General features: G+C 56.4%; 10 protein-coding genes and 1 pseudogene. 8 read left to right on the top strand and 3 right to left on the bottom strand.

Annotated elements, in window-relative coordinates:
• On the top strand, positions 1-302 hold a 302-nt coding region (locus tag CHB90_RS24390; protein ID WP_141135968.1), incomplete at its 5' end, for a transposase domain-containing protein.
• Positions 260-748 carry a BLUF domain-containing protein gene (locus CHB90_RS24385; RefSeq protein ID WP_089280332.1) on the top strand — a complete coding sequence of 163 codons (489 nt, stop codon included), beginning with the start codon at positions 260-262 and terminating at the stop codon, positions 746-748. The genes CHB90_RS24390 and CHB90_RS24385, both read left to right, overlap by 43 nt.
• Before the next feature lie 392 nt (positions 749-1,140).
• Here CHB90_RS24385 and CHB90_RS26365 read toward each other — a convergent pair whose 3' ends face one another.
• Positions 1,141-1,728: a hypothetical protein gene (locus CHB90_RS26365; protein WP_141135967.1), complete on the bottom strand. Its 588-nt coding sequence runs from the start codon at positions 1,726-1,728 to the stop codon at positions 1,141-1,143.
• A gap of 949 nt (positions 1,729-2,677) precedes the next feature.
• Here CHB90_RS26365 and CHB90_RS24375 point away from each other — a divergent pair.
• On the top strand, positions 2,678-3,496 hold the full coding sequence (locus tag CHB90_RS24375) for a DUF2189 domain-containing protein (protein ID WP_089280330.1): 819 nt from the start codon (positions 2,678-2,680) through the stop codon (positions 3,494-3,496).
• Between the two features lie 372 nt (positions 3,497-3,868).
• On the opposite strand, the gene CHB90_RS24370 is transcribed toward CHB90_RS24375, so the two are convergent.
• Positions 3,869-4,894: a LacI family DNA-binding transcriptional regulator gene (locus tag CHB90_RS24370; protein WP_141135966.1), complete on the bottom strand. Its 1,026-nt coding sequence runs from the start codon at positions 4,892-4,894 to the stop codon at positions 3,869-3,871.
• Between the two features lie 91 nt (positions 4,895-4,985).
• Between CHB90_RS24370 and CHB90_RS24365 the strand changes: the two genes are divergently transcribed.
• The 5 genes and pseudogenes from CHB90_RS24365 to CHB90_RS24345 all read left to right on the top strand — a co-directional run bounded on the left by CHB90_RS24365 (position 4,986) and on the right by CHB90_RS24345 (position 10,402).
• Positions 4,986-6,068: a carbohydrate ABC transporter permease gene (locus CHB90_RS24365; RefSeq protein WP_212591647.1), complete on the top strand. Its 1,083-nt coding sequence runs from the start codon at positions 4,986-4,988 to the stop codon at positions 6,066-6,068.
• Positions 6,068-6,901: a carbohydrate ABC transporter permease gene (locus CHB90_RS24360; protein ID WP_089280328.1), complete on the top strand. Its 834-nt coding sequence runs from the start codon at positions 6,068-6,070 to the stop codon at positions 6,899-6,901. The genes CHB90_RS24365 and CHB90_RS24360 overlap by 1 nt, the downstream gene beginning before the upstream one ends.
• A gap of 22 nt (positions 6,902-6,923) precedes the next feature.
• Positions 6,924-8,198 (top strand): extracellular solute-binding protein, encoded by a 1,275-nt coding sequence (locus tag CHB90_RS24355; protein ID WP_089280327.1) that lies wholly within the window; start codon positions 6,924-6,926, stop codon positions 8,196-8,198.
• Between the two features lie 61 nt (positions 8,199-8,259).
• Positions 8,260-9,345, top strand: coding sequence for a cellulase family glycosylhydrolase (locus CHB90_RS24350; protein WP_089280326.1), 1,086 nt, complete (start codon positions 8,260-8,262; stop codon positions 9,343-9,345).
• Positions 9,346-9,362: 17 nt separating this feature from the next.
• A pseudogene (locus tag CHB90_RS24345) lies at positions 9,363-10,402 on the top strand (ABC transporter ATP-binding protein).
• 246 nt (positions 10,403-10,648) lie between these two features.
• Here the strand turns inward: CHB90_RS24345 and CHB90_RS24340 are convergent.
• Positions 10,649-10,954 (bottom strand): transposase domain-containing protein (locus CHB90_RS24340; protein ID WP_141135965.1); only part of this gene is annotated, 306 nt, incomplete at its 5' end.

Below are 10,954 nucleotides of genomic sequence, written 5' to 3'. Positions count from 1 at the left end.
GGGATGCCTTCACCGCTTTCCTGGAGGATGGGCGCATCTGCCTGACCAACAATGCCGCCGAACGCGCCCTCAGAGGGATCGCATTGGGAAGAAAGTCGTGGCTTTTTGCCGGATCAGAGCGCGGCGGCGAAAGGGCGGCCTTCATGTATACCCTGATTGTCAGCTGCAAGACGAACGACATCGACCCGCAAGCCTGGATGGCAGATGTCCTGGCGCGCTTGCCAGACATCACCGTGTCACGCTTGCCTGAATTGCTCCCATGGAACTGGAAGGCCGAGCAGAAAGCTGTCAAGGCCGCGTGACCGCGTCCCTCGCCGGATGCTTACTAATTATCACAAATCTAACCCAACTCATTTATGCGTCACAGCCCTTTGGGTATGACAGCATAATACTGAGCAGCATTCTGAATGATGCGCGACGGTGCAACCTGCGCGATGACATCACTGGTGCACTTGTTTGCAGACATGACATATACCTACAGTTGCTGGAAGGCCCGTATGAACCGGTAACTGCAGCCTACATGCGCATTTGCCGTGATGACCGTCATGCCGGGATTCAGAAGCTTGTCAGCAGGCAGGTCACCAGCCGCATGTTTGGGGAATGGGCGATGCTGCATGATCCAGCAAAGTCCTTGGTATGGACGCGGGACCAGATTGCGGACGGCATTCTTGATCGAATGTCTCCGAACGACATCGTCGAAATGTTCGAAAGCGTTTCCAGGAATGCGGGACCGGAACACGCCAGCTAATCAACTTTGGGGCCAAGAGCTGTCGTTAAGGCGGCCTCAAAGAACGGTCACTTTGTCCGCACTGTGTGAATTCGAAACATCGAGAAATTGCACCTGCAGCGAAAGCCTGCTTCCGCTGGCCGCATCGCAGCGTACTGACTGAGGGCGGATGGTCGCAATGGGCCGTCCACGATGGCTACCGGTGACCCCTCAACGGGAATTGTTGCGACCGATCTAATGGCGGCACGGAGCACAATTTAACTGATGCTGCACGTGGCGGGAACCGAAGCAATATTTGAGGGTGTCAACAGCACCGCAATCTACGCGAGAAATTCAAAATTTAACACATCACCCGAAAACTGCTACATTTTGAGGCGGAAAAACGGTCTGTTTCGACCATTCAGCCGCGATAACTATTTGTTGGTGCGCGTTGGGGTACCACAAAGTCCGGCTTCTCGGAGCGAAGTGCAGTTCACGCCATATTCAGCTTCAAACGTGCTGCCGCCGAAAAAGGATTTATTTCCGCTCCGGCTCGGCCCACAGCCTTTGTCACCGGTAGCCACCCATTTGACGTGGACTGTATCAGAGCCTTGCAGGCGATCCGCCCGGCAGCAGGATTCAAATTCAATACGGTCTTTTAGGCTGTTATTCCCATTGGGCAGCTGCGCAATGATACCATTCCAAACAAGGCGCGCGCCGGTGCGGCCGCCGCTAAGGGTTTTGCAAGAGAGCGGGACGGAATGAGTCCAGCGCGCCGCCCATAAATCATTGACGCAGCTTTTGCCTGCGTTGTACGCGCGAGATCGGCATTTGTTGGCTTCGCTTTTGTTTCGGCACGACCCCTGAGTTTTGATCTCCGCCAATGTCCTGTGAGTTGGCACGAAATTTGAGTTGCTTGAAAAGATGACGACGTTGCAGCCGCGCGTAATATCAGCCTGGACGGCTAACGGTGAAAATGCAGCGAGGCACAAGCCTAGGCTTGCGGAAAGAATATGATTCATCAAAGGTACCCTAGGGAAAAAATGTTGTGCTAGCATAGAACATGTAGCATATCTGGAGCAGTTTTAAAATAGTGGCATTCCTCGCGTGGAGGTTGTTGAAATGGTCCGGCAAATTTGGGCCGAACACGGTATGGCTGTCCTTTCAGCGTTACGTACCTCATCCCCTTCTGCAACAGTAGAGCCACTTGGTCGGAGGTGAACTTGAACCCCTGTCCGTCCGGGATGCGTTCGGCCGAAACTGGATACTTCAGCCTGCGAGGGTTTCCACGGCTCCAACACACAAGCGGCCCCGCTTTTCAGGGGGACTCGTAAAACGTTGACTAGGCGTTGACTCGTTTTTGCGCGGCTCATACACAAGTGTTTTTGTCGGATTCTAAGCCATTGTTATTAAAACGTTTCTTCGTTGCGGAGACAGGATTTGAACCAACGGCCTTCAGGTTATGAGCCTATGGACCCGGATTTTTACTAATCTTGTCAATTCAGTAGCTTAGCTCGCAAGCCTTTGAAATCCCAAAACCTGATGGCCGTCGTTCGCTGACACTGAACGGATTTCGAAGGATTTCAGCGGTTTGGATCGGGCGGAAACTGCATACGTGGGTTGAGGTGGCGTTGAGGTAAAACACGCTGGATAATCTTCATCCAATCACCGCCCACATGGCGAAATGGCGACACTGAACTGCGCACCACCGTGACTATCGCGATCGGCCCATTGCCGACCTCTGCAGTCAGTTATGATGTCGCGACGCAGCTTCACCAGATCGGCCATAGGTGCATCGCGAAGCATTTTCAGGTAGCGAGCGAAGGCACTGCGGGACTTGGCTGCGATGCTCCCCGCTTGCTCTTGTGCCTCTTCCGGTGCGAACCTCTGTCTGCAGGAGGGATGGCGGTTTCACCGCTGGCTCTGTAGGCAACGGAGCAGCGCGGCGCCCTACTTTGAAAGGATTGTGTCATGACATCCAATACCACAGGCTCCACACCGCCAGACAATCCGACGCGGCAGCAGCCGGCCATGCCCAAGGTCAATAAGCTGACCGCGGATGATATCACCGCGTCGCTGAAGGCAGGGTTTTCCGACTTTCTGGCGCGCCCAGTGATGAGCGCCTTCTTCGGCCTTTTCTATGCGGTTTTTGGGATCCTGTCAGTCTGGAGCCTGGTCTGGCTCGGCAAGGTTTGGATGGTCATTCCAGCCGCTGTCGCATTTCCACTGATCGCGCCATTCGCGGCCGCCGGACTTTATGAAATGTCACGCCGGTTGCAGAAGGGAGATCGTTTCGGTTGGTCTGAAATCCTCACCGTCATGGGCCGACAACGCAAACGCGAGATGGGCTGGATGGCCTTTGTCACCCTGTTCGTTTTATGGGTTTGGTTCTACCAGTTTCGGACCGTGCTGGTGATCGTGCTGCAAGATTCATCCTTTTCGGATTTGGACGGGTTCTTCAACGCCGTATTCTTCACACCGGAGGGCTGGACCTTTCTTGCCATAGGCACCTGCGCCGGCGCACTTCTGTCGGCTGTGCTTTTCGCGGTGACCGTTGTCGCCATGCCCATGCTGCTCGACCGGGAAATCGATTTCATTTCCGCCATGCTCACGTCCATTCGCGTCGTCAAGGAAAACCCGGCGGTCATGCTCACCTGGGCGGCGATCATCTCGGTCACTATGCTGTTGTCGCTGGTTCCGGCGTTTCTGGGCCTGATCTTCACCCTGCCGATCCTTGGGCACACCACATGGCATCTCTATCTGCGGGCGGTGCCACCCACCGAAGGGTGAACTGCCCAGCCATCACTTTGAGAAGCAGCCTGCTATCGTTGTCGCAATTTGTGCGCCGGGCATTACTGGACGCCCGCCGATTCCGGCCCTGACCGGACCTTCGGGCAAGGTGCAGCTAACGGCGGTTGAGAGCCCGACTCACCACCTCAAGATAGAGGCGTTTCGCGCCTGCAGCATATTGACCAAGTCAAGGACGGCCCACTGCCGACCTCCAAGACCTACTCAAGATGCTGCGGTGCAGCTCGTCATTGCTGCCTTTCGCGCAGAGCGCAGCATTTTGACCGGTGATACGTCGGTGTGCGGACAAAGCACCAATTTGCTGCGGCTACGCAAAAGACCGCTTTGGGCGATCTTGCCTCTGTGGACTTGTTTCTAGCAAGACGTATGGGACTGCCTAATGACAACTGGACACTCCAGCCGATCAATTGATGGTTCATCGCTGCTGTTGAGCAACTCCTTCACGCACCATTGGCCCATTTCGCGGTGCGGCAGCAAAACGGTTGTGAGGCTTGGTGAAAGATGTTGGGCAATTTCCTGATCATCATATCCCATCACCGCAATGGTTTCGCCGATCTTCTCACCAAGTTCCTTGAGGGCCTCGTAACAACCGACGGCGGTCAGATCGTTGGCGCAGAAAATCGCATCAGGGCGTGATTTTCCGGACATGAGCTGTAACGTTGCTTCCCGTCCTCCGCTGGGAAGGAAGTTCCCTTCAGCGATGAGCGAGGGGTCCACCGGGATGCGTGCGGCACGCAGTGCGCGTTCATAGCCTTCCATACGCTGGTCGGACGCTTCCATCCAGCTTTCGCCCGAGATGAAGGCGATACGTCGGTGCCCTGCGGCGAGCAGGACCTTCGTCGCGTCTTCGCCACCGCGGCGCTCTGCGGGTACGACGGAGGCATATTTGCCGGTCGTATCGTAGCAGTTGAGCAGGGTGGCGCGGTGACGTGTCAAACCGTCTGGTGGTGTGACCTCACGGGTCAGGATAGAGCCATATATCACGCCGATTACAGCGTCCTGCGCCCACTTCCTGAGCACTTCAGCCTCATATTGCGGGTCTCCTCCCGTCATTACGACTTCTACAATGATGTCGTTCTTCCAGGCTTCTTCCTGCACCCCTTCTATGGAAATTGCTGCAAAAGGGCTGGTCGCGATTTCATCAAACATCAGGCCGATAACGCCCAGTCCAGCCGATTTTGGCGGGCGGCCCGCGCCGCGTGGCCGATAGCCCAAAGCATCAACCGCATCTTTCACGCGCTTGCGGGTTTCGTGGCTGATGCGCATGTCCTCAAGACCGTTCAGCACGAAGGAAACCGTGGATTGAGACACGCCCGCATGCAGGGCAACGTCTTTCATCGTGATGCGTGAGGTGTTCTTTTCATTGGGTTTTCTGGTCAAATTTTCAAATCCCTTGCTGTATGCTAATAAATATTGCTAATAATATTAGCGCAAGAAGAATCAGCGTGTCGGGGGAGGGGGCGTCAGTCAGATGGCTTCACGGTCAAAACTATCGCAGACGCAAGCTGCCTGGCTTTTGCTGGCGCCATTCCTGGCCACCTACACGCTGTTCCTGATCTATCCGTTCTTTCGCGGAGTCTGGATTTCCTTGTATGACTGGAACCTTCTGGCCGTGGCGTTCAACCCCGACGCCAAGGAATTCGTCGGCATGCGGAACTACGAACGGGTCATGTGGGGCAAGGACATTACGTGGTCCGTCCTCAATGCGCCGGTTCTGCAGACACTTGGCCTGATCGGTGTCGTTCTTTCGATCATTCTCTCGCGCATGGGTCGTTTGAGTCGGTTCAACGCGATCGCTCTTGGCATCGGTTCGGTGCTCCTGGTGATCCTTCCCGGCTTCCATCCGGCAGAGGGGGGGCGTTGGTATGACCGGCGGTTCTGGCCAACTGTTGGCAACACGCTGGTGTTTGTCGGTTTTACAGTCCCCGGTGTGACCATCTCTGCGCTTGTACTGGCGGCGGCGCTCAATCGCGAAACGCGCGCGATGAGCATCCTGCGAACGCTGTTTTTTCTCAGCCAGGTGCTTTCCGTGACGGTTGTGACCTTGATCTGGCAAATCATGTTTTCGCCGCGTCAGGGTCTGATCGCCAACATCACCGAGACCTTCGGCGGCACGCCGATCAACTGGCTGACAGACCAACAATTTGCCATGGCGGCCATCGTCATCGCGACCGTCTGGTGGTCGCTGGGCATCGCAATGATCCTGTTTCTTGCCGGCTTGCAGGACATCTCAAAAGATATCTACGAGGCTGCGGCGCTGGACAATGCAAAGGGCGCGCGGGCGTTTTGGTATATCACCTTGCCGAACCTGACGCGGACGATTTCCGTGGTCGTGATCCTGCAGATCATCTTGCATTTCCAGGTGTTTGGTCAGCCGCACCTGATGACCCGAGGCGGGCCAAACGACACGACCCAGGTCTTGGTGCGCTACATCTATCAAACCGGGTTTCGTGACAGTGAACTGGGCCGGGCCAGCGCGATGGCCGTGTTCCTGTTCCTCATCATGGGGTCTTTCTCGATCATCCAGTTTGTTATCGGACGGGAGAAAGATTGATGAACCGCAGCTACTATTGGCTTGTTCTCGGCCTCTCTGTTCCTGCCTTTCTCTGGCTGGTGCCAACGCTGTGGATGGTGTCGCTGTCTTTCCAGCCGAACGAGGTTCTGGCCCGAACGACATCATCAACCTTTTTCGGTCTGATCCCGATACCCTTCACCGCAGACAATTATGCGGCCCTGTTTTCCTTCGGGCAAACCCCGTGGTGGTTCATGAACTCGATCATCGTGGCCGTTGGCATGACGCTGGGGGTTTTGTTTGTCTCAACGACAGCAGGCTATGTGCTGGCGCGTTTGGAATTTCCGTTCAAGCGCACGATCATGGTGATCTGTCTGATTGGGCTGATGGTGCCGGAACAGGCCGTGTTCATTCCGCTTTACACGATGTTTGCCGATTTCGGCTGGCACAACTCTTATCACGCGCTGATCCTGCCACGCATGGCTGTGCCCATCGGCGTGTTTTTGATGATGCAGTTTTTCAAGGCGATCCCCAAGGACATCGAAGAGGCGGCCCGCCTAGACGATGTCGGATGGTTGCAAATCTTCTGGTACGTCATGCTGCCGCTAGCGCGCCCCGCGATGATGACGCTGGCGATCCTGACGTTTCTTTATGCGTGGAACGACTATCTCTGGCCGCTCGTTTCGGCGCAACAGCGGGAGTTTTTCACGATTACTCTGGGCCTTGCGTCCATCCAATCCAACTTCGCGCAATCAGAAGGACTGGGCCGTGTCATGGCCTCGGGCGTTATCGCGTCCCTTCCGGTTGTCATCCTGTTCCTGATTTTCCAGCGGTATGTGGTGCAAGCCATGACCGCAGGCGGATCCAAGGGCTAACGCATATTTAGGGAGGGAACTAATGAAATATGTGCTTCTGACAGCGGCTATGGCCGCAGGGGTTGCGACAACGGCACCCGCACAAGAGATCACGCTGGGCCGGTTCTTTGGTGCCTGCGAAGACGCAGGGACGGACACCACCAAAACTGCCGGTGAGGCCTGCATCATCCAGTCGATCATCAACGCCGCCGATGCCGAGCTTGATGGCATCAGCATCACCACGCTGCCCACCGACTGGGGCAACTACTACGATCAGATCAAGGCGGCCTACGCGGGTGGAACACCGCCCGACATTCACGTCATGCACCGCCACCGCGTCCCCGAGTTTGCCGGCCTGGGTGCAATTGCGGAGATTTCCGGTGACCTGAAAGCCGCAGGCATCGATACATCCGACTGGGCGCCCGCCGCATTGGACGCGGTCAGTTACAATGGTGGCATCTACGGTGTCCCGATGGATTTCCATGCCAACCTTTGGCACGTGAACATGGACCTGATGGCAGAGGCCGGGTTGGTCGAAGACGGAAAGCCGGTGCTGCCGACTTCGCCCGCAGAATTGTTGGCTCAGGCGCAGCAGTTCAAGGACGCCACAGGGCAGGACTATCTTGCAGCGGACTTTGCCCAGTTTCCCATCGGTGTGCGCGTCGTCCTTGCCCTGATGTGGCAACAGGACGCCAACATCTTTACGGATGATGGCACCGCAACCATCAACTCGGCAGCAGGACAGAGCGCGGTCACGGCGATCACACAGCTTTTCGATGCGGACCTGGCGAACCCACAACTGAACTATGCCGACAGCCAGCAGGCATTTTTGAACGGCGAGGCAGGCATTCTTGTGAATGGCACCTGGGTTGTGGATTTCTACACGGCAGAAGCGGCGAAAGAAGAAGTGGGCCTCGACAACTACTATGTGGCGGACTTCCCGACGCTGTTTGCCACGGGTGCCACATGGGCCGACAGTCACATGTGGGCGATCCCTGCCTCTCTGGACGGCGACGGTCGTGCTGCGGCGCTGAAGGTGCTGGCGTTCATCAATGACCACAACATCGACTGGGCCCGCACCGGTCACATGGCCGTGCGCACATCTGTTATTGAAAGCGAAGCCTATCAGCGCTTGCCGCACCGCGATGAATACACCGGCACCGCCGCCATCGCGCGCGACACGCCCCCCAGCAAGCGGTACGGCGCTATCCAGGACGTGTTGAACCGTGAACTTCAAGCGATCTGGCTGACCGGCAAAGAGGTCGAGGCCGCCTTGGCGGACGCCGAGATCGAAGTTCAGGACCTGTTGGACCGCTAAGAGAGTTGCCGCCCCGCTGCACGCCGCGGGGCGGCCCATCATATACGGATCAGGTGTACGAATGGACCGTTGGACAAGCAAACATGCCAAGGACTGGTGGCAAGGACGCCCATGGGTCTGTGGTTTCAACTATCTGCCGTCGACAGCTGTCAACTTTATCGAAATGTGGCACCCTGACACCTTCGACATGCCAACCATCCAGCGTGAACTGGGGTGGGCTGCAGACATCGGCTTCAATGCCATTCGTATCAACCTTCCCTATCTGGGTTGGGTACACGATGCGAAGGGACTGATGGAACGCCTCGATCAGTTGATGGCGGTCGCCGACAGTCTTGGCATCGATACCATTCCATGTCTCTTTGACGATTGCGGGTTTGGCGGGGATGAGCCCGTCTGGGGCCCCCAGGCCGACCCCGTGCCTGACGTCCACAATAGCCGGGCGGTCGCCTCTCCGGGGCGGGCCATTGTCATGGACCCAGCCCAGCGTGACAGTCTTCAAGACTATGTGCGGGCAATTGTGCGCGCGTTTCGAAATGATCGACGGATCCTGTTTTGGGACCTTTATAACGAACCGGGAAACCGCATGAATTTCTCGGATGGCGATTACGAACACTACGCTTCGGCGCTTGAACAAAGCGCGTTATCACTGATGGAGGCCTGCTTTGAATGGGCACGGGCTGAATGCCCCGTTCAACCCTTGACCGTCGCGGCATGGACAACACCCTTGCCCGGTGACGACAGTCACCCGTACCAAACCGAGATTGACCGCAATGCATTGCTGCACTCCGATATCGTCACTTTCCACGCCTACTGGAGCTGCGAACGCGTTTCCGAATTTATTGACTTTCTTGCAGTCCTTGATCGCCCGATCCTTTGTACAGAATGGATGGCCCGCGCCGTCGACAGCCAGATCAGTGACCAACTGGAGTTATTCCACGACCGTCTCGTGGGATGCTTTCAATGGGGCCTTGTAAAGGGGCGCACCCAAACATGGCTGCCGTGGCCAGACGAATTGGTGAAAGCCCACAGTGGCAACCCTGCACACGATATCTGGTTCCACGACCTGCTGCATGAGGACGGGCGACCCTACGACCAGCGCGAGATCGCAACCATCCGGCGGCTGACAAACAGTGAAGCCAGAATGTGAGAAGGGACGGAAATCTGATATCAGGCGTCACAATGAACCACGTCATCAAGAAATATGGTGATGTACAGGTCATCCATGGGATCGATTTGCAAATTGAAGATTGCGAGTTCTGTGTTTTTGTCGGACCGTCTGGCTGCGGTAAGTCGACGTTACTGCGCATGGTCGCGGGGCTTGAGGAAACAACCGGCGGAACGATGACCATCGGCGCTCGGCACGTAACCACGATGGATCCATCTGACCGCGGTGTCTCGATGGTGTTCCAGACCTACGCCCTTTATCCGCACATGACCGTAAAGGAAACTATGGGTTTCGGTTTGCGTATGAACGGCTACGCCAAACCGGAGATTGAAAAGAAGGCGGCCGAGGCCAGCTTATCCTGAAGCTGGACGACTGCCTTGACCGCAAACCAGCCGCCTTGTCGGGCGGGCAACGCCAGCGCGTGTCGATCGGTCGGGCCATTGTACGCGGCCCCGAGTTGCTCCTCTTCGATGAGCCTTTGTCGAACCGTGATGCCGAACTGCGGGTGGAGATCGCACGTCTTCACAAAGAAATCGGCGCGACGATGGTCTACGTGACCCACGATCAGGTTGAGGCGATGACGCTGGCCGACAAAATTGTGGTGCTGCGTTCAGGGCGGATTGAGCAAGTTGGGTCGCCGCTAGACCTCTACCGTGATCCCGATAATAAGTTTGTGGCAGGCTTCATAGGCTCGCCAGCAAAGAATTTTCTGGATGCGACAATTGGTCAAGGCGGCGTATCAATCCCTGCTCTAGAGATGACAGTCCCCAGTTCCATTGATGCGATAAATACAGCGGTCACCGCTGGGCTGCGCCCTGATAACCTGGAAATTGATCTGGCAGGGAATGCCCTCAATGTCGATCTCGTCGAAAGCTTGGGCGGTGTATCCTACGCCTACCTTGTCTCGGACACGGGTGAGAAGATCGTTATCGAAGAACGTGGTGATGAGCGTGTGCGTGAAGGCCAGCGCGTAGGCCTGCGGTTTGATCACAGCCGTCTCTATTTGTTCGATGTGAAGTCAGAGCAGCGTCTACGCTAGCTTAAAAAATTAGAATGCTTGGAGCGGCACTTCTCGCGGTTTAGTTGCGCCGATGTCTGCTCTCTGAGGATGCCTGAAAGTGCAGATATGACGCAACACTACAGAGGGCAGGGTCTGAGGTTAGACAAACTGACCTGGAACAATGCGAACATTGGTTCCACATTCAGCATCGGGCACTTTGGGCTCCGTTGCAGTCATGCGGCACTGCGGCGTTTGGTATCCGTCCGGCGTGACCGCCGTTGACATTCAACGTGGCTGCCAATTCCACGGCGCGAGTTCGTCGATGCGGTTGATCTTGTGATCGGCAATGTGGGCCAGCACCCATGTCAGCCAGGCTTCCGGATCGATGCGGTTCATGCGGGCGGTTTCGATGAGGGAGTAGGCGATCGCGGCAGCCTTGCCACCACCTTCCGATCCCATGAAGAGATAATTCTTGCGCCCGAGAGTCAGCGGCCTGATTGACCGCTCACAGATGTTGTTGTCCAGCTCGAGTTGGCCGTTTTTCAGATAGGCCCGGGCTTTGGGCATGCGGCCGAGGGCGTAGCGAATGGC

It is taken from the genome of Antarctobacter heliothermus (assembly GCF_900188425.1).
GTDB lineage: Bacteria > Pseudomonadota > Alphaproteobacteria > Rhodobacterales > Rhodobacteraceae > Antarctobacter > Antarctobacter heliothermus.
Note: the sequence above shows the minus strand (reverse complement) of the source record. Positions and strands in the feature narration are given on the sequence as shown.

Bases quoted from the DNA above. Each gene is read 5' to 3' on its own strand.
- CHB90_RS26365 (WP_141135967.1), bottom strand. From the start codon at position 1,728: ATGAATCATATTCTTTCCGCAAGCCTAGGCTTGTGCCTCGCTGCATTT.
- CHB90_RS24360 (WP_089280328.1), top strand. From the start codon at position 6,068: ATGAACCGCAGCTACTATTGGCTTGTTCTCGGCCTCTCTGTTCCTGCC.
- CHB90_RS24375 (WP_089280330.1), top strand. From the start codon at position 2,678: ATGACATCCAATACCACAGGCTCCACACCGCCAGACAATCCGACGCGG.
- CHB90_RS24355 (WP_089280327.1), top strand. From the start codon at position 6,924: ATGAAATATGTGCTTCTGACAGCGGCTATGGCCGCAGGGGTTGCGACA.
- CHB90_RS24350 (WP_089280326.1), top strand. From the start codon at position 8,260: ATGGACCGTTGGACAAGCAAACATGCCAAGGACTGGTGGCAAGGACGC.
- CHB90_RS24365 (WP_212591647.1), top strand. From the start codon at position 4,986: ATGGCTTCACGGTCAAAACTATCGCAGACGCAAGCTGCCTGGCTTTTG.
- CHB90_RS24385 (WP_089280332.1), top strand. From the start codon at position 260: ATGGAACTGGAAGGCCGAGCAGAAAGCTGTCAAGGCCGCGTGACCGCG.